The 26,785-nt window shown below is 68.6% G+C and carries 16 protein-coding genes, 2 tRNA genes and 3 pseudogenes; 9 read left to right on the forward strand and 12 right to left on the reverse strand.

All coding sequences use genetic code 11. The annotated features are described in order from the left end of the window. Positions 1 to 6 precede the first annotated feature (6 nt). Both NNW99_RS21835 and NNW99_RS21840 read right to left on the reverse strand, forming a co-directional pair. Positions 7 to 1,929: an MFS transporter gene (locus tag NNW99_RS21835; protein WP_215120813.1), complete on the reverse strand. Its 1,923-nt coding sequence runs from the start codon at positions 1,927 to 1,929 to the stop codon at positions 7 to 9. A gap of 197 nt (positions 1,930 to 2,126) precedes the next feature. Continuing rightward, entirely contained in the window at positions 2,127 to 4,790 is a 2,664-nt protein-coding gene (locus NNW99_RS21840; RefSeq protein WP_251057890.1) for a D-alanyl-D-alanine carboxypeptidase, read from the reverse strand. A gap of 236 nt (positions 4,791 to 5,026) precedes the next feature. Between NNW99_RS21840 and NNW99_RS21845 the strand changes: the two genes are divergently transcribed. From NNW99_RS21845 to NNW99_RS21855, 3 genes and pseudogenes are all read left to right on the forward strand, one after another. Next, the gene (locus NNW99_RS21845; protein WP_215120815.1) at positions 5,027 to 5,782 is read left to right on the forward strand and encodes a GPP34 family phosphoprotein; all 756 of its coding nucleotides are present in this window, start codon (positions 5,027 to 5,029) and stop codon (positions 5,780 to 5,782) included. 232 nt (positions 5,783 to 6,014) lie between these two features. Beyond that, positions 6,015 to 6,512, forward strand: a pseudogene (locus NNW99_RS21850) (Scr1 family TA system antitoxin-like transcriptional regulator); the annotation flags it as partial. 709 nt (positions 6,513 to 7,221) lie between these two features. Next, positions 7,222 to 7,593: a hypothetical protein gene (locus NNW99_RS21855; RefSeq protein WP_215120835.1), complete on the forward strand. Its 372-nt coding sequence runs from the start codon at positions 7,222 to 7,224 to the stop codon at positions 7,591 to 7,593. Positions 7,594 to 8,299: 706 nt separating this feature from the next. Here the strand turns inward: NNW99_RS21855 and NNW99_RS21860 are convergent. Further along, entirely contained in the window at positions 8,300 to 8,872 is a 573-nt protein-coding gene (locus NNW99_RS21860) for an HD family hydrolase (protein ID WP_215120836.1), read from the reverse strand. A gap of 14 nt (positions 8,873 to 8,886) precedes the next feature. Next, the gene (locus NNW99_RS21865; protein ID WP_215120837.1) at positions 8,887 to 9,996 is read right to left on the reverse strand and encodes a DNA-binding transcriptional regulator; all 1,110 of its coding nucleotides are present in this window, start codon (positions 9,994 to 9,996) and stop codon (positions 8,887 to 8,889) included. A gap of 125 nt (positions 9,997 to 10,121) precedes the next feature. Between NNW99_RS21865 and NNW99_RS21870 the strand changes: the two genes are divergently transcribed. Continuing rightward, complete coding sequence (locus NNW99_RS21870) at positions 10,122 to 10,739, forward strand: hypothetical protein (RefSeq protein WP_251057895.1); 618 nt, start codon at positions 10,122 to 10,124, stop codon at positions 10,737 to 10,739. A 770-nt stretch (positions 10,740 to 11,509) separates the two neighbouring features. Here the strand turns inward: NNW99_RS21870 and NNW99_RS21880 are convergent. Continuing rightward, positions 11,510 to 11,584: transfer RNA gene (locus tag NNW99_RS21880), tRNA-Ser, on the reverse strand. A gap of 990 nt (positions 11,585 to 12,574) precedes the next feature. Between NNW99_RS21880 and NNW99_RS21885 the strand changes: the two are divergent. The 3 genes and pseudogenes from NNW99_RS21885 to NNW99_RS21895 all read left to right on the forward strand — a co-directional run bounded on the left by NNW99_RS21885 (position 12,575) and on the right by NNW99_RS21895 (position 15,203). Continuing rightward, positions 12,575 to 13,841: pseudogene (locus NNW99_RS21885) on the forward strand (replication initiator). After that, positions 13,834 to 14,043, forward strand: a pseudogene (locus NNW99_RS39165) (excisionase family DNA-binding protein); the annotation flags it as partial. The pseudogenes NNW99_RS21885 and NNW99_RS39165, both read left to right, overlap by 8 nt. Before the next feature lie 2 nt (positions 14,044 to 14,045). Continuing rightward, on the forward strand, positions 14,046 to 15,203 hold the full coding sequence (locus NNW99_RS21895) for a site-specific integrase (protein WP_215120838.1): 1,158 nt from the start codon (positions 14,046 to 14,048) through the stop codon (positions 15,201 to 15,203). Between the two features lie 80 nt (positions 15,204 to 15,283). Here NNW99_RS21895 and NNW99_RS21900 read toward each other — a convergent pair whose 3' ends face one another. The 7 genes from NNW99_RS21900 to NNW99_RS21930 form a co-directional block, all read right to left on the reverse strand. After that, the gene (locus tag NNW99_RS21900) at positions 15,284 to 16,228 is read right to left on the reverse strand and encodes an abortive infection family protein (protein ID WP_215120839.1); all 945 of its coding nucleotides are present in this window, start codon (positions 16,226 to 16,228) and stop codon (positions 15,284 to 15,286) included. Between the two features lie 288 nt (positions 16,229 to 16,516). Further along, a tRNA-Arg gene (locus NNW99_RS21905) sits at positions 16,517 to 16,589 on the reverse strand. A gap of 394 nt (positions 16,590 to 16,983) precedes the next feature. Then, positions 16,984 to 17,547: a hypothetical protein gene (locus NNW99_RS21910; protein ID WP_215120840.1), complete on the reverse strand. Its 564-nt coding sequence runs from the start codon at positions 17,545 to 17,547 to the stop codon at positions 16,984 to 16,986. Between the two features lie 62 nt (positions 17,548 to 17,609). Then, the gene (locus NNW99_RS21915) at positions 17,610 to 18,017 is read right to left on the reverse strand and encodes a DUF4357 domain-containing protein (RefSeq protein ID WP_215120841.1); all 408 of its coding nucleotides are present in this window, start codon (positions 18,015 to 18,017) and stop codon (positions 17,610 to 17,612) included. A gap of 707 nt (positions 18,018 to 18,724) precedes the next feature. Continuing rightward, positions 18,725 to 19,915, reverse strand: a complete 1,191-nt coding sequence (locus NNW99_RS21920) for a hypothetical protein (RefSeq protein WP_215120842.1) — start codon at positions 19,913 to 19,915, stop codon at positions 18,725 to 18,727. 643 nt (positions 19,916 to 20,558) lie between these two features. Beyond that, complete coding sequence (locus tag NNW99_RS21925; RefSeq protein WP_251057899.1) at positions 20,559 to 22,442, reverse strand: IclR family transcriptional regulator C-terminal domain-containing protein; 1,884 nt, start codon at positions 22,440 to 22,442, stop codon at positions 20,559 to 20,561. 72 nt (positions 22,443 to 22,514) lie between these two features. Further along, complete coding sequence (locus tag NNW99_RS21930; protein ID WP_321170444.1) at positions 22,515 to 23,759, reverse strand: M6 family metalloprotease domain-containing protein; 1,245 nt, start codon at positions 23,757 to 23,759, stop codon at positions 22,515 to 22,517. 580 nt (positions 23,760 to 24,339) lie between these two features. Between NNW99_RS21930 and NNW99_RS21935 the strand changes: the two genes are divergently transcribed. After that, positions 24,340 to 24,984, forward strand: a complete 645-nt coding sequence (locus tag NNW99_RS21935) for a TetR/AcrR family transcriptional regulator (protein WP_215120843.1) — start codon at positions 24,340 to 24,342, stop codon at positions 24,982 to 24,984. Positions 24,985 to 25,158: 174 nt separating this feature from the next. Further along, entirely contained in the window at positions 25,159 to 26,700 is a 1,542-nt protein-coding gene (locus tag NNW99_RS21940; protein ID WP_215120844.1) for an MFS transporter, read from the forward strand. Positions 26,701 to 26,785: the final 85 nt, after the last annotated feature.

The raw sequence follows: 26,785 nt of genomic DNA on the forward strand, positions 1-26,785 counted from the left end.
AGGCGATCAGCGCAGCTCCTGCGGGCAGGGCAGCCCCCGCGGGAACTGGTACGGCGCCGCCAGCCGGTACGTGCCCGCCTTCGGGGCGAGCAGCTCCGTCCAGCGGACGCCCTGCTCGTCCTCCTCGGTGTCCATCAGGCAGCCGTTGACGTTGACGTACGTCTTCGGCTCGCCCTCGGGCCGGTTCCTGGACTCCTCCGTCTCCTGGGGCGGCTTCAGGCTCTTGCCCTCGGAGTCGACGACGCTCAGCCAGGGCGTGTACGGGATGCGGACCAGAATCCGGCCCGGCTTCTTCACCTTGAGCACCATCTCGCCCTGCTCGGCCCGCTCGACGACGGTGTGGGGCTCGGCCAGCGGGGCGGGGTCGGTGACCTTGAAGAGCTGCCAGTTGGCGTCGCCCCAGACCTGGGTCAGATACGGCAGCCCGCGCTGCACCAGCGCCCGCTCCCGCACCCCGCCGTCGCCGTCCGGCTCGCCCTTGGGCAGCACGACGTAGTGCACGCCCCAGCGCCGCAGCCACTCGCGGTAGTTCGCCGAGTTGAGCGTGTCGTCGTAGAAGAGGGGGTTGCGCTCCATGTCGGCCTGGCGCATCCAGCCGCGGGCCAGGTTGACGTACGGCGCGAGCGCGGCGGCCTCCCGGTGGGAGCGGGCGGGGACGACCTCCACCCGGCCCTTCTCGGCGCCGACCTCCTGCAACTCGTTGAGCAGCGGCGCCAGCTCACGCGACCAGGACGCCGCCGGGGCGGTGTGCACGATGTCGTCGACCGTCTTGAAACCGATCCACCCGGCGAAGGCGACCATCGCGACCACGGCCGCGTACCACCTGCGGCCGCGCGGCACCGTGTACGGCAGCGCGGCCACCAGCGCGACCCCGGCGAACAGCATCGCGAGCCGCGTGATGTTGGACCCGATCTGGGAGCTGATCAGCCACACCAGCACCACGCCCAGCGCGTACACCGCCGCCGTCAGCCGGACCGTCTTCCAGTCGCTCGGCACCAGGACATAGGCGAGGACCGAGAACGCGACCGGCAGGATCACCGAGCCGAATATCATCGGCTGCGTCCCCGAGAAGGGGAACAGCAGCGCCGACACGCCCACCACCGCGCTCGGCGCCAGCCCCAGCGCCCACGCGCCCGGCCGCCGCTTCTGCAGGAACAGCGCGACCGCCACCAGGCCCACGAACAGACCCGCGACCGGCGACGCCATGGTGGCCAGCGCGGCCAGCGGCGCCGCGCACAGGGCCTTCGCCCAGCGCTTGTAACGCCACCGGTACGGCCAGCAGAACACCACGGAGACCGCGCCGAGCGCGAACATCATGCCGAGGCCGAACGTCACCCGCCCCGACACCGCGTTGCAGAACAGCCCGAACACGCCCGCCATCGACGCCCACAGAGGGTTGCGGACGGACCGGCTGCGCAGCAGGAGCAGCGTCAGCAGCCCGGCCGACACCGTCCCCGCGATCATCATCGTCGTCCGCACGCCGAGCACCGACATCAGATACGGCGACACGACGCTGTACGACACCGGGTGCATCCCGCCGTACCAGGCGAGGTTGTACGCCGAGTCCGGGTGCCGGCCGACGAACTCCGCCCACGCGTCCTGCGCGGCGAGGTCGCCGCCACTGTTCGCGAACGTGAAGAACCAGACGACGTGGAGCACTCCGGCGAGGCCGGTGACGGACAGGACGGGGTGGCGCAGCATGCGCTCACGCAGCGTCAGTACGGCGGCCCGAAGCCGGGTGTCGCGCTCACGGCCGGTCGTGCCGTCGGCGTCCCCCGCGTCGGCGCCGTGTGCGTCAGCGTCCCGTACGTCGGCCCGTGCTTCAGCGTCCGGTGGGTCGGCTTCCCGCGTCTCGGACATGCCTATTCGCGGGCCGGATACCGGGCCCGGATCGGCGTTCTCGGTGCGTGTCGGCTCCGCAGTGGCCACTGAAAGGCACTCCCCGTGTCCCGTCTTCTGTTCTCAGCTTCTGCTTCCCGGCCGCGTACCGTTCACCCTCGGTTCGCGACCGCGCCGCCGCGGACGGCGACCTGCCCCGATTCGGGACGCTAGCACGCACCCCGCCGAGCGGAGCCCGGACGGGCTGCGACCGGCGGGGTGCGGTGGTGCGAGTGGGCGTCCCGGGCTCAGCCGATGCGGGTGAGCTTGTCGGCGAAGCCCGGCTCCACGAGGTCCTCCTGGAGGGCGACCGGAACCTTGACCGCGCTGCTGCTGCCGTCACCGACGGTGAGCGTGCCCACCTTCTGGCCGGCCTTGGCCGTGTGCGGCAGCTCGTCCGCGGCGAACGTCAGCTTCACGGACAGGCCCGCCCAGCCGACCGCCGTGACGTCCTCGGTGACGGCGACCGGCGTACGGCCGCCAAGACCGTCGTCGGCGTACCCGACGATGTCGCCCTTCTTCAGGATCGTCGCCGACTCCAGCGCACCCTGCGCGGCCCGGATCAGCTGGTCGCCCTCGTGCAGCGCGGCACCCAGGATCGTGTTGTCCGGACCGCCGGCGGGCTGGCGCACCACGGCGCCGATGACCCGGTGGGTCTCGCCGTCGACGTCCTTCTTCGCGGAGAAGACGAGGTTGCCGAGCGCCGAGGTGGTGGTGCCGGTCTTGATGCCGGTGACGTCGTTGTAGCCGACCAGGCGGTTCCAGTTGTCGTGCTTGGTGCCCTTGTAGTCGACGTACGACATCATCGCCGCGACCTCGCGGAAGGCGGGCTGCTCCATGGCGGCGCGGGCGAGCTTCACCTGGTCCACGGCCGTGGACACGGTCGTGTTGTTCAGGCCCGAGGGGTCGGTGTATGTCGAGTTCTTCATGCCGAGGTCCTCGGCGGCGTCGTTCATCTTCTGCACGAACGCCTTCTCCGACCCCGCGTCCCAGCGGGCCAGCAGTCGCGCCACGTTGTTCGCGGACGCGATCAGGATGCTCTCCAGAGCCTCCCGCTGGGTGATCTTGTCGCCCTTCGTCACATCGACGGTGGACTCCTGGCCGGCGTCGGACTGGTCCTCGGCGGCCTGGTCGATCCCGATCTTCGGCCCGTCCTCACCGCTCTTCAGCGGGTGATCGCGCAGGATCACATAGGCGGTCATGACCTTGGCGACACTCGCGATCGGCACGGGCTTCTGCTCGCCGGACGAGCCGAACGTACCGATGCCCTGGACATCCAGCGCGGCCTGGCCGTCGGCCGGCCAGGGGATGTCGACCTTGCCGCCCTCGAAGGTGTAGCTGTCCTTCGCGCTGAGCTCCAGCGTGGGCGCCGGCAGCGGGCGCACGCTCTGCACGACCGCGAAGACGATCACCAGCAGCAGCGCCAGCGGCGTCCAGATCTTCACCCGCCGTACGGCCGTCCGCAGCGGGGTGTCCGGGGGCGGCGGGGTGTTCGTCAGCTCCGCCAGCATGTCCAGCGGCGGCCGCGGCGGCAACGGCTGCTGCGTGGTCCGCTCGGGGCTGACGGCGGGGACGGGGGCGGTGGCTTCGGCGGGGGCGGGCGCGGGGGCCGCCGGTGCGGCCGGCTTCCGCGTCGCCGGTTCGTCCAGCGGCTTGAGCGCGACGAACTTACTGGTCCGCTCGGCTTCCTTCTCGGGAGCGTCCTTGCCCTTGGCCGCACCCCCGATCTTCAACATCGTGGTCGGCTGATCGACGGCCGGCCGCGGCGCCTTGAACACAGCGGTGGGCTGATCGACCCGAGCCCCGGCGGAGCCGTCGTCCTCGTCTTCGTCGTCGCCCTTGCCGGACTCCGGTGCCTCACCGGTGCCTTCGCCTTCGGCGCCGGGGGAGGGGTCCTCGTCGGAGTCGTCAGCGTCGTCGGAGTCGTCGGTGGCGCGGGGGTCCTTGGGCTTGGTGACCTTGGCGTCGGTGTCTGCCGCGCTGTCGGCCTTCGACTCGGCCTTGGCGGCCTTGGCGTCGGCGTCCGGCGTGCTGTCGGTCTTCGGCTCGGCCTTCGAGTCGTCGGCGGCGCGGGGGGCCTTGGGCTTGGCGGCCTCGCCGTCGGCGTCCGCCGTGCTCTCGGTCTTCGGCTCGGCCTCGGCGTCGCTGTCCGCCGTGCTGTCCGCGTCGCTCGCCGCGCCGTCGTCCTCGGCGGGCTCACTGTCGGCGGCCTCGGACGCGGCGGTGTCCGGCTCGCTGTCGGTGTCGGCATCCGCCTCGGGGGCGTCCGCGTCCGTGGCGGAACGGTCCGCCTCGGGCTCGTCGTCCTCGTCCTGGCTCGCCTCCGAGCCCTCGGAGCCCTCCGACGCCGCCTCTGCGGCAGGGGCGTCCGCAGACCCGCCCGGGCTCTCGCCCGCGCCCTCGGCGGCCTTCTCGGGCTCCTGGTCGTCTCCGGAGCCCTTCTCGGCGCTCTCGGCGCTCTCGGCATCCTCGTCCCGGCCCTCGGCCGCGTCGGGCTTCTCATCCTCGTCCGCGTCCGCCGACGCGACCCACGCGGCCACCGCGTCCCGCAGCCGCCCGTCACTGCCCGAGGTGTCGTCACCCTGCCCGGAGCCGGAGGCCTCCGCGTCGCCGTCGCCGTCGCCCTGCTCGGCGTCAGGCGTCGCGTCGGCGGGCTCCTTGGAGTCGGACGCGTCATCGCTCGGAGCGTCCGTCGGCTCGTCCGGGGTGCGGACGGAGAACACACGGGTCGCCGTATCGACGCCGCCGCGTGCGGAGGACTTCTCCGTGTCCCGGGACACCGGGACGCGCGGGTCGCGGGGGGACTCCGCGGACGCCTCGCTCCTGGCCTCCGGAACCGGACTCGCGCTCCCCGACGTCTTCTGTTCCGACGACTCGCGCTGCTTCGACCTGTCGGGGGACTCGCCCGCCACCGATGCCTCCTCCTCGCGCCGCACTCCCCGCGTACGCGTAACGAACCGTGAACCGCCGCCGTGACACCGCTCCCCGGCGCTGTCCGAACCATGTACCAGTGTCCTGTGTACGGGTCGAACCCATCCGGTAGACGAGAACGACATACCTACTGGTTCCACTACGAACCGGTCACGCACCCTCGACAGACCAATGTGAGAGGGGTCACCCTGTCTTTCATCCACGCGGGGAGGCATGGATGGGCAGGAGCCGCAGAACACTTCCGGAGGAGCTTCTGCTGCTGGCATTGGACCCGACCACGGGTACCACTGCACAGCCGCAGTCGCTCGACCTCGGTCTGGCCGGAGCACAGCTAGTAGAGCTGGCGCTGGCCGGACGGATAGCCCCAGACGGGGATCGTATCGCCGTGGTGGCACCACGGCCGACTGGAGATCCGACACTGGACTGCGCATTGGAGTTGCTGCGAAGGCGTGGCGCTCCCGTGCGGGCCGTCCACTGGATCGGCGGGCCACGATTGGGGCTGCGCCAGACCTACCTCTCGCATCTGGAGCGATGCGGCATGGTGCATGCCGTGGCGGGCCAGATGTGCGGAGTGCTGCCGACGACTCGCTACCAGGCGACGGACACCGAGATCAGCCGGGAGATCAGGGCCAGGCTGGACTCCGCGATCCGCACCGGCGTACCGCCGGACCCGCGGACCGCCGCGCTCGCCGCACTGGCACACGCGGTCGGCCTCGGCAAGCACCTGTATCCGGGGAACGAGGGACGTTCGTCCCGGTCCCGGCTGCGGGACCTGATCAGGCACGACCCCATGGGCGGCCTCGTCGCGCACGCCGTGATGGACGTCCAGAACGGCGTGGCCGCGCAGCCGCGCCGCAACCCGGCACCGCCCGGCCGCCAGGCCGCCGGCGGAGCCAGGTCCGCACCGGAACCCGCCCGCGGTGTTCCGATGCAGCCGCACCGCGCGAGCATGGCCCGCGTCCCGGCCCACTGAGCCGCGCCGCACCACGAGCACCACGCCGCACCCACGACCCGGTCACGGGAGCCGCTGTCCGAGCGGGGCGGGGAGAGCACACACTCTCCCCGCCCCGCTCGGCGTGCCTGTCCGAACTGGCGTGTACCCGTCGCATATCCACCGTTTCCCAGCGGTAGGAAGCACCTTGGTGGCAGTCTGCTCAACAGCAGATACGCAAAGTAGAGGCACGCAGCCGGAGGTGCACGTTCCCGTGGCGTCCAATGTCAATCCCACCGTCAGGCGGCGCCGGCTGGGCCAGGAGCTCCGCAGGCTCCGCGAGCTCAAGGGCATGACGGCCGAAGAGGTCGCCGAGCGGCTGCTGGTGTCGCAGTCGAAGATCAGCAGGCTCGAGAACGGCCGGCGCAGCATCAGCCAGCGAGACGTGCGCGATCTGTGCGGCGTGTACGAGGTGGAGGACCAGCGCATCGTCGACTCGCTGATGCAGATGGCCAAGGACTCCCGGCAGCAGGGCTGGTGGCACGCCTTCGGGGACATCCCCTACAGCGTCTACATCGGCCTGGAGACGGACGCCGAGTCGCTCAGGGTCTACGAACCGCAGATCATCACCGGCCTGTTGCAGACGCGCGCGTACGCCGAGGCCATCATCCGGGGCGGCTCGCCCGAGGCGTCGGAGGCGGACAACGACAAGCGCGTCGAGGTCCGGCTGCGCCGGCAGGGACGTATCACCGCCGAGACGGACCCGCTGCGTTCACCTGCGTTCATGGGTGGTCGGCCACCTTCGTGGCAGCGCCCTCAGGTCTGGTCTGAACGGACCTGCCAAAGCTCAGGAGCCGTCAAACGGTCAACCAGTTCCATGTCGTCCCGAAAGGCCCAATAGCCATGGGACTTTACACCTCTCCTCAGGCCTCGCGAATGGCGAATCCCGCCATGGCGGCTTCGGCTTGCCTCTCGCAGGATTGAGGATGCCGTTCGCATCGGCGCACCTTGTCGGGGTCCCGAAATACCCAGACTACCCGGGAAAGGAAGGGTAGATACCGGCTTTCCGGAAGATGGAAGGTGCTCCTATGTGGCGGAACTGCTCGGACTGCCAAGGGCTCTTTTATGCTGGCTACTATGGCGACCAAGAGGATTACGACATGGGGAAGTGCCCGGAGAGCGGGATGCATCAACCTGCAGGGGCGCAGTTCACGCTAGGTGAGATATCGCTGCCGTTTGTCCCCTTCCAGGAGAATTGGCGGCGATGCATCTACTGTTACGTTCTCTATTTTTCTGGCCACCCGGATATTCCGCCGCGGTACGGGGAGGATGGCATCTGTCCGGCACGCCCCGGCCACGGGCACGTTCACGGTGACCCTGCGCCCAACTACAGACTGGTTCACGGTCTGGGTGACGGCGACCACCTTCAGAGCAATTGGCGTAATTGCTGGAAATGTCAGGCGCTATTCTTTGGTGGTTTCATGTCCAACTCGGTGTGCCCGGCAGATGGGGATAATCATTACAGCCCCGTAAGTCTCGACAGTACGCTTAATTTCTGTCTTCCCTATCCGATGAAACCACGCATTGCTGGAGAGAATATAGGCAGCTCTAACATTCGGATCCGTGGAAAGGATTTCACCATGGAGGGGGATGTGCATATTGCGTGGGCAATCTTCAGAAACCCTGCCGATCCGGTGGTGTACCGCGAAGATAGCTTCGGGCTTGAACGTGGATGGTTCGACTTCGAATACACCTTCCACATACCGGAAGCGGGCTGGGAGTCTGTCAATGTGCGCGCTTGGGACACGAACAGTGGTGATACGCCAGCCAATGGGCTGTCGATCAATCACTGAGCAGGTCATTCCGTTAGGACCTCTAACTGAAACCCGGTCGTTGAGATCTTATTGCCTTATGTTGCGACGTGCAGGGCCTAGGTTGAGGTCGGCGGAGCGGCTTTGGGCTGGAGCTGCTTTGGCGCGAGTGATCATGGCCCCGTAAGCTTCCGGCGCGTCGGGCAGTCTGTTGACCTGCCCGCTAAAGCACGACGTTGGGGCCATGATCTTCGAGGCTCGCGCCAAAGTGGCTGCCTAAAGCCGTGGAGCCGACCGCCCCAGCCACGACGTACCCCTTCTCTGGCATCAGGTGGCTGACTGCTGTGCGCGCGGCACGGACGCCGGCCGGGCTGGAGCGGGGCGGAGACAGGAGCGCAGGCCCGGCCGGGGGCCGGGCCGCGCGCGGCGAGCGGAGCGAGCCGACTTGAACCAGTAGAGAAGGTTGTAACTCAGGCTGTGGCGTGGGCTTGAAGTTGGGTGCGCACGCGGGAAGTTCGCGGATCCGGCGGTGAGCGAGGGGGATGCGGAGCATTGGCCGGATCGTCCAGGCGGTGCGGGGTACGGCGTGTGTGATGGGGCAGGGCTCGGATGCCAGGGGGCGCTTGTCGTCTTGGCTTGCTGCTCGTAGAGCCATGCCCATGCTTCGTGGCGTGGCCCGGGCATCTGTGACGGTCCCCTTGGGCTCGAGGGCGTGAGGGGGCGCCTGTCGTTGTGTGGGGGGTTGGTGTTACTCGCCCATGGTGCTGCGCAGCCAGTCCAGCGGGTCCATCTCAAGGAGCTGGTCGGCGAGTTCGTTGGCCGTCTTCGTGGTGAGCCGAGCGCGGCTGTTGTCGATCCAGCGTTGGGCGAGTTCGTAGCCCTGGGCTTTGTACTCGATGCCCTGGAGCATGCACTCGAGCTTGTCGGCGTCGCGGGCGCAGATTGCTTCGGGGGATTCGCGGGCTTCGTACTCGGTGATCAGTTCTCGGACGGTGGCGGCGAGGATCTCGGGCATGCCCTTGACCTGGTCGGCGGTGACGGCCTGTGGGTCGGCCTCGCCGGCGTACTTCTTCGCGAGGTGGTTGACGTCGCCGGTGCGGGTTTCCTGGGAGTCGTGCCAGACCGCCAGGAAGGCGGCGCGGGCGGGGTCCGCGCCTTCCAGCTTGGCGATGACGGAGGCGATCAGTGAGGTGCGCCAGGAGTGCTCGGCGACGCTCTCCGGATCGCGTACGCCGGCCATCCACCAGCCGGTGCGCTTGGACTGCTTGAGCGTTCCCGCTTCGAACAGGAACCGCGCGACCTGGGCCAGCTCTTCTGCCACGGTTGAGTCCCCTCTCACGCCTCAGCGAGGCGGATCGCGTACCTGATGCTGTCCAGTTCACGGCGGGCGCGAGCGGACAGTTCCCGGCTATCCAACATCACGGGTAGCCGGTCGTTCAGGGCCCGGGTCGCAGCGCCTGATTTCAAGAGGTTCGGTCTGATGGCGAGCAGGGTCCACAGGGTGTGGATGTTCAGGTCGACGTACCCGTGGTGGGGCGCCAGCCCGTGGGCCAGGTGGGACAGCAGTTTGTCTCCGGGCCAGGGCCCGGGGGTGGGCGAGGCGATGAAGTCGTCGGACAGTTCGAGGTGTTGGTACTCGCCGATCCAGTAGGCCCAGTAGTTCAGGTTCGCTGCCTCGCCGTGGTCGTCGTCGATGAGGACCGTGTCGATGAAGTGGCCCATGCGGTCACGGTCGCCCTGCCGCGCGGCGACCGCCGCAACAGAGCGGGCGTTGAGCCAGTCGATGAGCCGGCCTCTGGGCCGTTCGGTGGCTTGCTGGTGGGTGAGCCATTCGGAGGTGTCGGACTGGTCGTCGTAGCCGGACAGGTACAGCGCTTGGCGTCGCAGCAGGAATTGTTCTTCGCCTCGGGCTTGCTCTGCGGTGTCCCGCATTCGTGCGAAGAATCGGCGCCGGTCGGTGGCCGGTAATTCGGGGGCCGACGGTACGGGGCCGCGGCGGGGAGGGGTGGGCAGATCGCGGATGGTCTGAGGTGGCACCCGTGTGAGCGGCCAGGCGAGGACCTCGACGAGGTCGCGTTGCATGACCCAGGCTCCCAGTGAGCTTTCTTCGGGCGGTGTTTCCTCGTCCAGGGCGCTCGTCAGGAGGACGTCGGCCTCGATGGCTCTTTCCAGGGCCTGCAAGAGGGATGGCGAGGTTCCCATCCGCATCAGCCGGCGGCGGTGTACGAGCATCTGCCCCAACGGCACCGCGGTCAGCGGCCTGCGTCCCGACTCCCAGCCCGCGATCGTGTCCGGCGACACCTTCAACTGCTCGGCGACGACCTCCTGTGTGTGGCCGATCTGCTCTCGGATGACGCGGAACGCGTAGCCGGAGATGACCCCGATCCGGGGTCGTGAAGGCCTACCCCTACTGCCGGTCCGGGTTTCTCCCGAGCCTGGCGGCATCACGCCCACCTCTCCCCTCGCGACCCCTCTGCGTACCCGTACCGCCAGTCACTTCAGCCGCTGATCAGGGCTCTCTACCGTCCAGGTAGCCAATCAACTACTGAGCGTATAGGGAAGGTGCTGCCGTGGAATCCGATTCGGTCGCGCGTACCGATCGAGGAGCAGGCCCGTGGGGAGCGATCAGTGTGCTGCCACATGTTGAGCACGAGCCCGGCGTGCTCGTACCCCAAGCTGCGGACCGGCATTCGGCGACAGTGCTCTGGTTGCTGTCGACGCTGCCTGCGCCGAGTCGCGACCGGGCCAGGTTGGAGTGGCAGGAGCACAAGGTCGCGATGCTGCCCCTGGGCACGCTCTTCTCCGCCGCGCGGATCCCCGGTCAGCTCGTGGCCGCCCTGACAGGCTGCACCGAGACAGCTGAATTGGACGCGTTCATGGACCAGGCTCTCGGCGGTGGTCCGGTCATTTGCGATCCGCGGCACTTCCGGTACTACGCACTCGTGCCTGCCGACATGCCGAAGGCGTGGCAGCGGGCGGCCGACGCCTGGCGTGCGATGGGCGTGGAACTGCTTGGGCTCGGCAGCTACCTCGGGGTGCCGCAGGTGGACGCTGTGGGAGGCGCCCGGGCATGTGCCTCGTACTGGTCGGTGCCGATGGGATCGGCCGCGACGCTGTGTGCCCCGCTCGCCGTCGCCCGGCTGATCGTCGCCGGGCGGCGCAGTACTGACCCGGGGGAGGGAGTGTGAGTGATACCGCGTGCGAGCCGCTCGCAGATTTCCCTCAAGTCACGCCCAAGCAGGCCGCCTTCGTGCGCTTCGCCGATCACTGCATTGCCTGCCCGACGTGTCGTGCCATGGACGACGACGGGGCCAACCTGAACCTCCCCTGTGCGGAGCAGGACCGGCTGCGCGAGGAGTACCGCAAGGCGGCCCGCGCCGTCGGTCCAGGAGGAGACCGGTGAACAGGGCCAAGAGGGCGGTGGAGCGGAGGCTGCCACTCCCCGAGCCGGAGCCCGTGAGCGGCTGTCCGGAGTGCCAACGGTTTGCCAGAGAGCGGGAGGCCGCCAGGGCGGAGAGTGACCTGTCGCGTGTCTCCGACTGCAACGTGCGGATCCGCCGCCATCCTCATGGACCGCGCGGGGCGGGCCGCAGCGGTTAGCCCCCGGGTGCCTGTATGCCGCCGCGTCGGCACCGGGTAGCACTCCTACCTGACCCGCGCCACCGGCCGGCGCCAGCAACAGGCATCCCCCGCGGCTCGTCCCGGAGATCCCTCGCTGCACGAGCCGCTCACCTTGCCGACTCCGCTAGGTCTGCGCCGATGACGTAGGCGGCCTGGGTCAGTGTCGAGCAAGGGTGAGGCACCGGTTCGAAACCACATGAGCCCTCACCGACAGCTACGGCAGCGTGCCTCGGCCTCGTGGCCTGTCGCGTGGATTCCCTGTGACAGTCGATCACGAGTCGGGCCCCCGTTCGAATGGAACGAGGGCCCGTAACTCTCTGACCTGCTACGCAGTCTGTGCCCCCGGCAGGATTCGAACCTGCGACACCCGCTTTAGGAGAGCGGCTGGGAGACCGTACCAGTGACCTGGGGCTTCATTACCCGATGCGGTGGCTGCTAACTCGACCGTGAGGCTTTACTTGACCGAGGTTGACCGCTGCATCTGGCACGGTCGTGGCACGAACCGCAGCCGACGACAGTCAGCCACGAAGGCGGGTGCGCCGACCGACCACGCACGCGTGTGCCTCGCTGCCCCCACCGGCATCAGCCACGCTACCGGTGCCGTCGACAGAGCAAGCCGTGACCGCCGACGCATGGAAACGGTACTTGAGCCCTAACTTGGGAAACTTTGGTCTTCTTGGCAGTTGCTGGACTAGCTGAATTCTCCGCTAGTTCCCATGAGTCCCATTAGAACTTGGCACCCCGAGTCAGTCGATGCGTCCGCCTTCGACACAGAGGACGGCCACCCAACCCGTCTTTCCGTCCCACCTCACCTTGACCCAGTCATTTCCGGAAGGACCCCCAGACCAGCACTTGTATGAGCCGCCGCTGTTATTCCGCGTGCACGGGGTCGTGGTGCAAGGAATCTTGGCGCGAGGGTCGGTAATGGTGTGGAGTAGGGTCGACGAGGTGCTGGCAGTCTTTCGGATGCTGAAGTAGTGGCCATCCTTCATCCACACTCCGGCTTGATCGGCCGAGGCCGTGGAACTCATGGAGATGACGAGTCCCATCGAGGCCAATCCGACGGCCGTAAGTCGCTTTATGGCCAGTGGTGTTCGCATGTTATCCCCCAGCAGGACTAGGTCTTTGGTCGCTGGCGATCATACAATCTAAGTGGTTGTGTGCCTCGATGGGCATCGGCCAAGACTGGCCGGATTCAAGCGGTGGTGAGGCCTGGCTGGTCACTATCACTCGCCCACGAAACTCCTCATACGCCCCCGGTCGAACTCCCACCGGCATCGACACGGTCGCCGCCGCCAACGCGACCGTGCGTGGCAATCGGTCCGGCTAGGGGGTTGTTCGACCGGTGCCGACAACAAGTCAGATCGCTGGCAGGCGCTGGCCCCGGCCGAAATGTGCACGAGTGGCTCATGCTCGACGCGGGGCCTGGACAGGGGCCCACCCGATCCGCCTCGACGGCCACCGCACCGAGTACGACGTCGACACGACGACCGGCGAGATCGGCAACGTCCTCCACCGCCTCGACTCGACCAGCCTCCCGGCCGGACAGCTCCTCGTCCGCTGCAACAACCGCCGCACGACCCGCTGCGCCGCCTGCGCCGAGGTCTACCGCCGCGACACCTTCCACCTGATCACCTCGGGCCTGCGCGGCGGCAAGGGCATCCCGGAACACGTCGCCGCCCACCCCCGCGTCTTCGCCACCTTCACCGCCCCGAGCTTCGGACCGGTCCACAACCGCCCCTCCAGTGGCCGCCCCTGCCGCTGCGGCACCCAGCACGACGACGTACTCGGTTCCCCGCTCGACCCGGACACCTACGACTACGAAGCGGCCGTGCTGTGGAACGCCCACGCTGGGCCGCTCTGGCGGCGCTTCTCGACCTACGTCCGCCGAGAGGTCGCCAAGCGCGCCGGCCTCCCTCAGCGCCGGTTCCGCGAGCACGCGCGCGTGTCCTTCGCCAAGGTCGCCGAGTACCAGAAGCGCGGCGCCGTCCACTTCCACGCCGTCATCCGCATCGACGGCCCCAGCGGCGGCGACACACCGCCCCCTGCCTGGGCCACGGCCGAGCTGCTCACCGACGCCATCCGCACTGCCACAGCCAAGGTCCAGGTGGACGGCCCGGCCATCGACGGCCGCGCACACTCCTTCACCTTCGGCCGCCAACTCGACGTACGCACCATCCGCTCGGCGGACTTCAACGGCGGCCAGGAGCTGACCGAACGGGCCGTCGCTGCCTACATCGCCAAGTACGCCACCAAGGGCGCCGAGACCGCCACGGGACCTCTCGACCGGCCGCTCAAGTTCGCCGCCGAACTCGCCCAGCTCGACATCAGCGACCACGCCCGCCGCATGATCCGCACCGCCTGGTTCCTCGGCGCACGCAAGGACCTCGAACACCTTCGCCTGCGCGCCTGGGCCCACATGCTCGGATTCCGCGGCCACCTCTCCACCAAGTCCCGCCGCTACTCCACCACCCTCGGCGCCCTCCGCGACGCCCGCGCCGAATGGCGCCGAGCCCAAGCCGCAACAGCCAACGGCCCCGAGCCCGACACGACGTACGTCCTCGCGCACTGGGTCTTCGCCGGAACCGGGCCTTTCGGACACCGAAGCCTGGCTTGCCGCATCCCTCGAACCCGCCCCCGGAACGGAAGGAGAGCCCACCCGTGGCTGACCGCTACCTCAATGTCGCGCAGGTGGCCGAACTCCTCGGTACCACCGAGCGCTTCCCACGCCGCTTGGTCGCCGAGCGACGCATCGCGTTCGTCAAGGTCGGCCGACACGTCCGCATCCCAGAAGGCGCGCTGAACGCCTTCATCGACGCCCACACGGTGCAGCCGATCGGTCAGCGGCGCGGGCCCCTGCGAAGGGCTGCCTCATGGCCAACAAGAGAGGAAGGCGCCGGAGCTTCGGCTCGGTCAGGCAGCTTCCGTCCGGTCGTTGGCAGGTCCGCTACCGCGACCCGGAGTCAGGGCAACTGCGCCCGGCGGAGAAGACCTACGGTTCCAAAACCGATGCCCAAGTCGCTCTGACACACATTGAGTCGGACGTAGCGCGCGGGCAGTGGTCGGACCCGGACGCCGGGGCGGTGAACTTGGAGGAGTACGCCACCGCGTGGCTGCGGGACCGGAAGCTCGCCGACCGCACCCGCGAGCGGAACGAGTCGGTGATGCGGCTGCACATCCTGCCCACCTTCGGGGCCGGGAGCGTGGCCGATGTGACGACAGCCCGGGTGCGCAGTTGGCACGGCAAGCTCCTCGCGGCCGGCACCGGGGAACCTACGGTTGTCAAGGCGTACCAACTGCTGCGCGCCCTGCTGAACACGGCTGTGGACGACGAGCTGATCCGGCGCAACCCGTGCCGCATCAAGGGCGCGGACCGCTACGACGTGCCGGAGCGGCCCGTCCTCACGGTGGCGGAGGTCTTCGCCATCGCCGATTCCACCGCGCCCCGCTACCGGCTGCTCGTGCTCCTGGCGGCCTTCACCACACTGCGGTTCGGGGAGCTGGCAGCCCTGCGACGCCGGGACATCGACCAGGAAGGGCTAACCGTCACTGTGCGCCGTGCTCAGGCCGAGTTGCAGGACGGTCGGCTCTTCGACAAGGCGCCGAAGTCTGCGGCTGGCGTGCGCTCTGTTTCCTTCCCGGCCGAATTGCTCGATGCGGTCTCGCACCACCTGGAGCAGTTCGCCGCCCCCGGCCGTGAGGGGCACGTCTTTGTGGGGCCGCAGGGCGGGCAGTTGCGGCGGAGTAACTTCCGGGACGACTGGGTCAAGGCCCGTAAGGCTGCGGGCGTCACGGCCGAGCTGCACTTTCATGACCTGCGCCACACGGGGAACACGCTGGCCTCCACGGCCGGGGCCAGCACGCGGGAGCTGATGACGAGGATGGGGCACAGCAGCTCCCGGGCCGCGTTGATCTATCAGCACATGACCAGTGACCGTGACCGGGCCATCGCCGACCGACTCGGGGCCATGATTCGCAGGGGTGGGAGAGATACCCCTGGACTAGTGGACGTGGCAATTACGCTGCACTGAGGGTGTGCGTGCGGCATACCTTGTACGTGAGAGAGGTCAGCTCAGGGAGCCTTCCTGAGCTGACCATTTCACTTTTCGCATTAGCTGGCGATGCTGAGAGTTCCTTTGTCGACGCGCTCCTGCCAAGTGTCGAGCAGGAACTCTGTAATGGTGACCGTGCTGTTGAGTGCGAGTCGTGCATGCCGAGTGAGGGCCGGACTGGAGGTGGTGCGTCCATGTCCCAGGCCTAGTTGATTGCGCAGCTCAGCAAGGCACTGCACTGTAGTCGAAAGCGTGCGCAGGATTCTCTGTGCGGTCTCGCTTCCCTTCGCGCTTGCGGGTACCGACTCCGCCTTCAAAGCGAGCAATTCGGCGACCTTGCGGTACAACTGCGGGACATCGTCGTGCGCTGGGTACTCCACCCCGCTGCGATCCAATATGATCTTGCAGAGGCTTTCGACCAGTTCTTTGCATGAGGCGATCGCGGCGGCAGAATCTCTATCTACTCCGTCGCGGATCCGGTCTAGGTGTTCCTGAAGAACGCGGTGATTGGTCAAAAGCGGACGCTGCTCCAGATTCAGTTGCGGAAGTGAGCCGTGGAACGAGCTTCTGGAGCGCCCCTCGTACAGAGGATGGCCACTGATGCTGCCGCTCTGCACTATTTCGTATCCGTCTGGGGCCAGTGCCTCGTTGAACTCGGTGCGAAGTCGCTCAACCTCATCGCGGTCCGACCGGACCATTGGGTGAAGCAGTTCTGAGAGGAACTTGAGGAACGTCTCGTCGGGGCTGCCCTGATGCAACCCGAATCTTCGATCTTGGAAGATCCAGTCGTCGGGCCAGTCATACGGATTGTGCACACGATGCTGCCAGATGTCGCCTCGCGCGGTGTCGAAGCGCGGATCGCCGCTCTCCATGCTGTCAAGGTCGTAGATGCGAGCTAGGAAGGCGTCCTCCTCCAAGCGGCCTGCCCAGTTCACGTTGCCGAGTATCAGCCAATCGACGATGCGGCGCCGAGTGAGCTCGGTGATCCGGCTTTCAGGTGACATGCCCCCGTCCCTCCAGTGCAAGATGTCTCCATAGAGGCAGAAGGAGTATCCCAACGATGCCCGCTGTTGTGCTGCGCATTTCCAGGCGCCGACTGGCAGGGCTGAGCGGCCGAACGACCCTTCGCTCAGCGTGACAGCAGGGTTCTCCAAGAGGCGGGCCCGATGTGCCGGTCGTGGACCCCATGAAGCCACGTAGTGGCACGCGTGTGGCACGCGTGTGGCACGCCCTCGAAGACGACGAAGGGCCAGCCCGGGAGGAAACCCCTCCTGAGCTGGCCCTTCTGGCTGTGCCCCCGGCAGGATTCGAACCTGCGACACCCGCTTTAGGAGAGCGGTGCTCTATCCCCTGAGCTACGAAGGCGGGGCTTGTCAGGGACCTTGGAGAAAACCCAGCAGATGGATCTTCGGCCAAGGCGTACAAGCCCGCTGGCCAGTGGGGGTGCGCTGGTGCTCGCGACGGATTCCCGGGCGGGCGTCTGGCGCGACCTGACCGCTGACGTGAACAGCGTAGCGGATTGGGCGGAGCGGAGGCGCGGGCGTCGATGACTTCCTGGACGACGTGGGCCTTGCCTGGAGGCTTCCTTGGTGGGGGCGGATCATTGGCTCGCCATCGTGTCGATGTGCTGCCGTCGACGCTGCCTGTGCGGTGTTCCACAATGGCGACTGCGCCGGTCCTCCGCGGAGCGATCGGAAGTGGGCCCGGGAAGTTCCCGCCGGACGGCGGGGTCCCGGGCCTGCGCCGTCCGGTCCATGGGTCATCCGGTGCCGCCGGCTGTGATGCGGATGACATCTGCGGTGTGCCTCAGGGCATCGAATTGGTGACTCTTACCGGATCGCCCCGCGGCGGCTGCCCCCGCGACACAGTCGGCGACCCAAAGCACCGGTTCACAGGGGCCGGGCTCGTGGAGCATGTGCAGCGCGGAACTCACCATGCCGCTGGAGCGCAGGTAGCCGACGGCCTTCACATCGCGGCCGTTTTGCTTCCTCTCCCGGCTTTCGGCGACGAGCCGGGTCACCCCGCGTTGGTCAAGTTCCCACACCACGCGTGCGAGGCACTTGCGCCGCCGACGCTCCGACGGCTCTTCGGGCAGCCCGTCGCGTACGACGACCAGGTGCCGGACAGGAAGGGACGCGATGCGATCGACGATGGTCGCGCGCCGACCGGCGGACTCCCCGTGCCAGTGCAGCTTGCGTTGCCCGGGAAGACGTAGCGACAGCATCGCCTCCCGGACAGGCTCCAGCATGGCGGGCAGCACCAGGGCGATGGCCAGGATGTAGGTGCCGGGGGCCGTTTTGGGATCGGGTTCGGACTCGTCCATGAAGGCGAGCGGTGTCGGCTGTTGACCAGTCGGAGGGGGTGTCGCGTCGGTGTTCTCCAGGGTCAGGCCTCACTCTGCTCAAGCTCGTCGCGCAGGTCGTCGAGGGTGCGTCCGTCGGCGAGCCGCCAAGTGAGCCAACCGTTCGCCTGGCTCTGTGTCACGGCGAAGGCGGCCTTCGACGGTGAACGGAAGGGAGTCAGCTTGCCTTCGACCGTCAGCGTGCCGTCAGCGTGGACCGTCGCGGTCGCGGAACGGTTCGCGCGCGGCTGATGAAGGTGCAGGCGTGTGCCCGGAGCCAGGAGGCCGGTGCGCAGCAGGGGAGCGAGCGGGCCGCTCGGCTGCGGAGCCTCTTCGGGCTGCCCCGGTTCGCCGGTGCGGACGTCGAGGCTCAGCTCGACAGTGCCGTCCGGTCCGGCCGCGGCCAGCTTGGAGAGCAGGTCGTGTGGGAGATGGAGCACGATGGTGGGCATGCGACCTCCGAGATCACCACTGATTGTTCTGCTGAATACTGGGGTGTGCAGTGTAACTCAGTGGAGTCGGGGTGTATTCCCCGCGGGATGCTGCGTGGCTTCCTGGCGTCGGGGCGCGCCGCTCTCCTGATACTTGGCACACGCACCAGGAGCTGGAGCGCGACGTGCTGAGAGGGGGATGGGCGGCAGGTCAGGCAGCGGGGCCTTGGAGGTCAAGCCAAGACACCGGGCTTCGGTGAACAGCGCATCGACGCCGGGCTTACGGAGCTTGCGGGTGCTGTCGGCATGGACGGGGGTGATGTCGTCGTCGCGGTCCCGGCCGGGTGCGTCGGTGTACCGCAAGAGGCGTTCGCCGGTGGCGATGTAACTCTCGGCCGTTCGTGGGCTCATCTGGCCGGCCCGGACGGCGTCGTCCAAGACACGGATGACGCGGAGAAACGCGGCACGCAGGGTGCACCTGGCCACGCGGGCTCCCGCGCAGGAGCGAGGGCGTCGCGCTGCGGCGGCCATGATCAGCGGGTTTGCGGAAACGTATGGGGTACGCGGCATGGTCGCGCTACGGTGGTCAGTGGCTCTCGCCTTGGGTGAGGGCACGCCAAAGCCCCCCTTCTCGCGGGCCTTTCCGCCCGCGGTGAACGGATTCGGTTTTGGGCGGGGTCCGGAGGCGCCTCTCCGGCCAAGGAATGGAGCGCCTCCGGACCCGACTTTCAGCTACTCATGTGCTCCTTCCGGAACGACCCGAGGCTGCTGAACTCCCGGATCATCCGGTGGGTGGTGAGCCACTCGTCCTGTTCCATGTCGGCGATACGGGCGAGGGACCACATCGGTCCGAGCAGCTCCGGGTTCAGCGGGGTGCCTTCCGTCTCTTTACGGGCCTTAATCCCCGAGAGGACCGTGAGCAAGCCGGTCACGTGGTCGTGGAGAGCGGCCGCTTCTCCGGGAGTCAGATGCCATGCCTCGCCGACGCCAAGGCGATGAGTCAGCAGATTGTCAGCCTCGGGACCGAACCTTGGCCGTGCTTCCTGCTCGTTGCCGCTGCGTGGTCCCGGAGTGGTGGCCTCCTCGTCGTCCTGCCCCGACGCAGTGGCTGATTGGCTCTCGGATTTCTGGGAGGGGGGATCCTGCGGCTCGTCAGGTGCATCGCCGACCGGCTGCTCGTCCGAGGAGGACTCCGAAGAGTCGGCGGCAGGCTGTTCCTTGTCGGCCGCGGGGGTCTCCGGGGAATTCTCGTGCCAGCGGAGGAAGCCGTCATTCTCGGCCACCAGGTATCCGACCGCGATCATGAGATCCAGGAGACGGTCGATGCTCTTCTCGTAGCCGGGTGTCTTGACCATCTGGACGAACCGGAGCCGCAATGCCGCGCGAGGAGCGGAAGTTTCGAGGGTGCGCTTTCGTGCTGCCCCGACGAACCACAGGCGGTCCCAGGTATCTCGCAAGGCGCGCATGCCGTCTTCGGGATGGTTGTCCCAGGCGAGAGTGATCTCCTGAGCAGCTCGGGTCGACTCATAGATTCCACGTCCCGAGAGCTTCCTGACCAGCCCGCAGTCCGCCAGGAACTTCATGGCCAGGCCGATGGCCCACTGCCCGGCCCCCGTCATCGCGTGCAGATCGTCGACGCGGAACGGCTCGGAGAACCGCCCCACGGACGGGATCAACTCGACCAGCACCGGAGTGGTGACACGATCATGCGGCACCGGTTTCGCGGGAGGCTCCGGCGACCGGCGCTGGCCCTTGCCCAAGGTTCCTCCGAAGAATCGGCGACAAGATAACGCGTCCGCAGCGTAGAACACGGCCTTCATCTGGCGCAGGTGAACGCAGATCTTGGCGACACTCCAATGTTCCTTGTGGAGAGGGGAGTTGAGGACAAGTATCAGGAAGGCCTGGCTGGCCTGGCGCATGTCAGGTGGGCCGCCATGGGTTTTCCGTGGCCTGGCATCAGCGGGGAAGAAGCGGCGTGACCTGCCAGTTCTTAGCCCTCCAACGCCGAAGCCCCCTTGGCGCAGATGTCTTGGCGAGGGTTCGAGGCACACCTGGCGGCGCCTGCCTTCCTTCTCGTGGCAGCGGCACTAGTGCAGAGCCGGAGCGGCCAGCTGGCAGGGTGCCAGCTGGCCGGTGGCCACCAATGACACTCCACCTGTGGACTCCCTGCCTGCGCTTGCCCAGTGGAGCGGTGTGAAGCGCCAGGTGATCACGAATGTCCTGAAGGGAACCGTGTGGGCCGACCTCATGACCGTGTTTGAACTGGAGGGTGTCCTCTCGCGTCATGCTGTGGCCTGTGCACGTGACGTGGGGCCTTGAGGTGAGGCCGGCACCCGTCACTGAAGAGCAGTCCCGTGAGCTCTGCTCGATTCGGTCACTGGCCTCGTCGCCGAGATGGACGAGGAAGACTCAGAGGGCCGTCACGCGGTCGAACTTCCAGCCCGTCGGGTACGCCGAGTAGAGCCTCCCGTAACCCAGGCCCGTAGTGGAGAGCCGTCGCCCCGAACTCCTCGCCGAGGTCCGTGCTGTCCGTCATCCGGATACGGGTCGGGTGGGTGGGGGTCAGGTCAGGGGGACGTGGGTGTAGCGGGTGGCGGTGTGGAGGTCTGATTCGATGCGGGTGGCTGTGGTCGTGAGTTCGGGGAGGAGGTCTGTCACGCACTCGCGGAGGGTGTGGCGGCTTGCGTGCATCGCTGTGTTGAGGGCGGAGACGACTCTGCCGGAGCGGTCGCGGATCGGGACCGCGATGGCGCGGAGGCCCTCTTCCAGTTCCTCGTCCACCAAGGCGTAGCCCTGGGAGCGGATCGAGGTCAGGGAGTCAGTGTCTGTGGTCTTGGTCGTGGCTCTGTCCGACAGGAGGACTCGGCCGAGAGCTGTGACGTGCGCCGGCAGGCGGGTGCCCACCGTGATGTTCACGCTCATGACGCGGCCCGTCGCCACCCTTGCCGTGTACTGGATCTCCTCGCCCGAGTCCGAGAGCACCGCCAGTGACGTCGACTCGTGGATGCGGGACGTCAGGTCGGCCAGGTGGGGGTGGGCGATGTCAGGGAGGGTGGTGCGGGAGAGGGGTGGGAAGCCCAGGGAGAGGATCTGGGGGGTCAGGGCGAAGGTGCGGTCGTCTGTCTGCGTCACCAGGTTCAGGTGTTCGTAGGTGATCAGTGCGCGGCGGGCCGTCGCCCGGGCCAGGCCCGTGGCCTGGGCCACCTCCGTGAGGGTCAGCTCCGGCCTGGCCTCGCCGAAGGCCGTGAGGACGGTGAGGCCCCGCGCCAGGGATTCGATGAAGTCGCGGCCGAGTTGCTGTTTCGACGCGCCCGTCCAGAGCGCCAGGTCCGATGGTGGGGTGCCGGGGGGTGGGGGTGGGGTGCGGTCCAGTTCCCCCTCCATCTGCGTTACCGCCTCCTGCAACCTTGGGAGCAGCGTGGTGCGCAGGCTGTGTGCCGTGTGGCGGCTGGTGTGGCTGACCACGCTGGCCACGCAGGCCGGTGGGCGGTGGGCGGGGGGCGTGTGAGGGGAGCGGACCGGTACCGAGACCGCCACCAGGCCCGGTTCGATCAGCTGGTCGTCCAGGGCCCAGCCGTTCGCGGCCGCCTCCTGCGTGCGGCTCACGAACGTCTCGTCGTCTCGCTCGTCCGCTCCGTACTTGCGCGGGGGTACGGCCGTGAAGGAGAGGTCCCGCGGGTCCGCCGCCCGGCGTTCGCGCCAGCGTTGCCAGTCGGCGGTCGTCCACTCCGTCGCGAACAACGGGCCGGGGGCGGTGCGTTCGGCGGGGAGCAGGTCGCCGATGCGGAAGCTCAGGGACATCGCGCGGCGGCGGGTGGCCTGGTGGATGAAGCGGATGCCGTCGCGGTCGGCGACCGCCAGGGAGACCGACTCGTCCAGTTCGTCGGCCAAGGCGTCCGCCCGAGACGCGAGGAGGGAGGGGAGGCGCAGGGCGGCCAGGTAGGCGTTGCCCAGTTCCATCAGGCGGGGGGAGAGGTGTACGTCCCGGCCGTCCACGCGGACGTAGCCCATGCGGGCGAGCGTGGCCGTGATGCGGTCGACCGTGGAGCGGGCGAGGCGGGTGGCCCGTTCCAGGCCGCTCAGGCTCAGCGTGCCGTCTGCCTCGGTCAGCTCCCGCAGCACCGCGATGCCGCGTATCAATGGCGTGACCGCCTCATCCGGCGTGATCGACTCCGTGGCTGGTGTGGTCGCCCCCGTGGTTGGTGTGGTCGACTCCCCGGCTGGTGTGGTCGACCCCCCGGCCGGTGTGGCCGTGCCGCCGCCTTCTGTCGTCGTCCGGCCGTCCTCTGCCGTAGCCCCGCCCCTCTCAGCCGTCGTCCGGCCGTCCCCTGCCGTCGCCCCGCCCCCCTCAGCCGTCGTCCCGCCGTCCTTCACCGTCGCCCCGTTCTCGTCGGCCGAGGGGGCGGCGGACCCCTCGGGGTCGTCGTTCATGGGCTTCGCTGGCATCGGCTCTCCGGTACGGCGGTCGCGGCAGGCCTACGGTAATCCGGAGCCCGGGGCGGGTTCCCCCTGGCGTCGCTACCCCCTCTTCACCCGCACCCGATACCCGCCCGCACCTCCGCCTCCCCCCTCCAGATCCACCCCCGCCACCTCGATCTCCACTCCCTTGCGCGGATCCCGGAACGTCTCCCCGGGCGTGAACGGCGCGTCCGACAGTTCCGCGTGGACGTTCGGCGCGCGGGTGCAGCCGCCGCTGTCGCGGCGGGAGTCGTAGACCGTGACCGGGCCCATGCCCGTGTCCACCTGCGCGTCGACCTTGTAGATCAGTACGCCCGGACGGCACACCGTCTCGTCGTTGCCCGCGCGGGTGCGCAGTTCCAGGGCGTAGCCGGTCGCGCCGTCCAGGGGCAGGACGACCAGCTTGGAGCCGCCGGCGCTGGCCAGCGGGGTCAGGGTGTACTCGGTGGTGCCAGGGGTCGCCACGCAGTGGACCTGCGTCGCGTCGAGCCAGCCCAGCTTCCACTTGTGCCAGCCGAGGAAGTCGTTGTTGGCGCCCCAGTCCTCGCTCATGATGTCCCAGTGGCCGACCGCGCCCCCGCCCTCGGCGGTGTACAGGTCGGGCAGGCCGAAGACATGGCCGTTCTCGTGGGGGAGTACGCGGTAGCCGTTGCGGTCGTAGGAGCCGGAACCGTCGTCCTGGCGGGAGTAGACGAACGAGGCGTTGGCCACGGGCATGCCGTCGGCCGTCGGGGCCTCGGGGTTGCCGGCGAAGGTGACGGACAGGACCGTGTCCAGGGCGGAGGGGCCTGCGTTCGGGGTGACCAGCACGTTCACGAGGTCGTACGCGCGGAAGTCCACCTTGGGGTCGGCCGCGGCCACGAGATCCTGGACCAGTGAGCGGTAGCCGGGGTCGAAGGGGGCGCCGCGCTCTATGCCGTACTCGCGGAAGGACCTCGGCATCCGCAGCCACCCCGGGATCGGGGTCTCGGGGCGGTAGTCGAGGCGGCCGTAGGAACTGGTGCGGAACCATTCGCGGGTCTGCGGGAAGAACTCCCGGAAGCGGTCCAGGGCGTCGCCGTCGCCGGGGGCGTCCGAGAAGTCGATCATCAGGGTGAGGGCGCGGACGGTGCCGGTGGAGCGGGAGTAGCCGTCGGAGGTCGGGATGCCCTCGGACATCTGGACCTCGCGGGTGCCGCGGATCAGGCAGGGGCCGTGCGAGGAGCTGCGGGACAGGGAGACCGGGCCGGCTCCGGCCGTCGTGGCGCCGGAGGTGAGGTGGCCCGTGCCGGCGGAGGTGCTGACCGAGAAGGTCAGGGCGGTCACGCAGGCAAGGGCGGCCAGACGGCTCCGGGGCGGCCGGGGTATCCGACAGCGGGGCGGCGGCGTACGGCCCGAGCCGGCCGACCCCTCACGGCCCGAGCCGGCCGACCCCTCACGGCCCGAGCCGGCCGACCCCTCACCGCCCGAGCCGGCCGACCCCTCACCGCCCGACCCGGCATGCTGCGTACGGCCTGGACCGAGCGGCCCCTCCGCGCCCCGGCCCCGCCGCCGGGGTCGCTGAGGCTGCTGCTGCGGCTGCATGCAGGGGACCTCCCGCGCCACGGCAGCCGCCGGTCTCCGGCTGCACCCTTTCGCTCACCCTGCGTTGCGGCGGATGGAGGCGCGCGTTGGAGGAGACCGATCGTGGGTTTCCCGTCAGTAGCGCCCCGCGCCCCCACCCGGAGCTCTTGTGATCCAGGTCACAAGGAAAAAATCCCGGCTACGGGAAATACCGGGGACCCACTCCCCGTTTAGCCATGTGTCAGAGCGAAACGGGGACCCGCTCCCCGGATCGCCAAGCACCGCACACCACGCACCACGTGCACCACACCGCACACCCGCCTCACTCATCCAGGAGTACGCCGTGCAGACCGCAACCCCCGAACAGCGCAAGGTGCCCCGGCCTCGCGCCGACGCCCTGCGCAACCGGGAGCGGATCGTCACCGCCGCCCGGGAGATGTTCGTCGAGCACGGCCCCGAGGTGCCGCTCGACGAGATCGCCCGCCGGGCCGGCGTCGGCAACGCCACGGTGTACCGCAACTTCCCGGACCGCGACGCCCTGGTCCGCGAGGTCGTCTGCTCCGTCATGGACCGTACGGCCGCCGCGGCCGAACTCGCGCTCGCCGAGACCGGGGACGCGTTCGAGGCGCTGGAGCGCTTCGTGCACGCCGCCGCCGACGAGCGGATCAGCGCGCTGTGCCCGATGGTCTCCAGCACGTTCGACAAGCACCACCCGGACCTGGAAGCCGCGCGCGAACGGGTCGAGAGCCAGGTCGCCGAGGTCATGGACCGTGCCCGGGCTGCCGGGCAGCTCCGCTCCGACGTGGGTGTCGGAGACGTCATGATCGCCGTGGCCCAGCTCAGCCGGCCCCCGGCCGGGACGGACTGCTTCCGTGCCGACCCCTTCGTTCACCGCCATCTTCAGCTGTTCCTGGACGGGCTGCGGGCTCCCGCTCGCTCCGTACTGCCGGGCACGGCCGTCACCCTGGAGGATCTGCGCCGGCCCTGACCGATCAGTACCGATTAGTTCAGCGCGTCCCATCCGTCTGAAGCCAGTACGTCCCGTCTGAAGCCACGACACCGCGTCCGAAGCCAAGACGACAGTCCCTGCGGCCGTCCCCGTCGACGATCCGCTGTCTCTCGACATCTCTTTCCGTCACGAAGTCCCGAAGTGGGTACCCCCATGTCTGAAACAGCCTCAAAGGCACTCGGCACCCCGGCCGCCGCGCCGGACGCCGGCCGCTGGAAAGCGCTCGTCTTCATCGCGCTCGCCCAGCTGATGGTCGTCCTGGACGCCACCATCGTGAACATCGCCCTGCCCTCCGCCCAGCAGGACCTCGGCATCTCCGACGGCAACCGGCAATGGGTCGTCACGGCCTACGCCCTCGCCTTCGGCGGTCTGCTGCTGTTCGGCGGCCGGATAGCCGACCTGTGGGGCCGCAAGAGGGCGTTCGTCGTCGGCCTCGGCGGCTTCGCCGCGGCCTCCGCGCTCGGCGGCGCGGCCACCAACGAGGCGATGATGTTCGGCGCCCGCGCCCTCCAGGGCGTCTTCGGTGCCCTGCTCGCGCCCGCCGCGCTGTCGCTCCTCGCCGTGATGTTCACCGACGCCAAGGAGCGCGCCAAGGCGTTCGGCATCTACGGCGCGATCGCCGGTGGCGGCGGTGCCGTCGGACTGATCCTGGGCGGCTTCCTCACCGAGTACCTGGACTGGCGCTGGACGTTCTTCGTGAACATCCCGTTCGCCATCGTCGCCGCGGCCGGTGCCTACTTCGTCATCCGTGAGCCGGAGGGCGGCCGCAACCGCTCGCCGCTCGACATCCCCGGCGTGATCCTGTCCACCCTCGGCCTGGTCGCCCTGGTCTACGGCTTCACCCGCGCCGAGTCCGACGGCTGGAGCGACTCCGTGACGGTGGGGATGTTCGTCGCATCGGCCGTCCTGCTCGCGGCCTTCGTGCTCGTCGAGTCCAAGGTCAAGGCGCCGCTGCTGCCGCTGCGCGTGGTCACCGAGCGCAACCGCGGCGGTGTCTACCTCTCCCTCGGGCTCGCGATCATCGCGATGTTCGGCCTGTTCCTCTTCCTGACGTACTACCTGCAGATCGTGAAGGGGTACTCGCCGGTCAAGACCGGGTTCGCCTTCCTGCCGATGATCGCGGGCATGATCACGGGCTCCACCCAGATCGGCACCCGTCTGATGACCCGGGTCGCGCCGCGCCTGCTGATGGGCCCCGGCTTCCTGGTCGCCGCGCTCGGCATGCTGCTGCTGACCCAGCTGGAGATCGGCTCCTCGTACGCGGCCCTGCTGCTGCCCGCGATGCTGCTGCTCGGCCTCGGTATGGGTACGGCGTTCATGCCGGCCATGTCCCTGGCCACCCAGGGCGTCGAGGCCCGGGACTCCGGTGTCGCCTCCGCGATGGTCAACACCTCGCAGCAGGTGGGCGGCGCCATCGGTACCGCCCTGCTGAACACCATCGCCGCCTCGGCGACGACCTCGTACATCGCCGACCACATCGTGGGGGCGACCAGCCGGTCCCAGCAGCAGCTGGTCCAGCTGGAGGGCATGGTCAAGGGCTACACCAGCGCCATCTGGTTCGCCGTCGGCATCCTCGTCGTGGCCGCCGCGATCGCCCTGACCTTCGTCAACGCCGGCCGGCCGGACAGCTCACCGGTGACCGGCTCGGACTCCGGCGTGGACGACGAGGTGCAGATCCCGGTCGTCGCCCACTGACGGCGGCCCCTGAAGAACCCCCTTCGGGCCACCCGTAGGCACGAGGAAGGGGACGCCTCGTACCTATGGATTCCAGGACCTGCCC

Source organism: Streptomyces sp. CRCS-T-1, assembly GCF_024442335.1.
In the GTDB taxonomy this organism is placed as follows: domain Bacteria; phylum Actinomycetota; class Actinomycetes; order Streptomycetales; family Streptomycetaceae; genus Streptomyces; species Streptomyces koelreuteriae.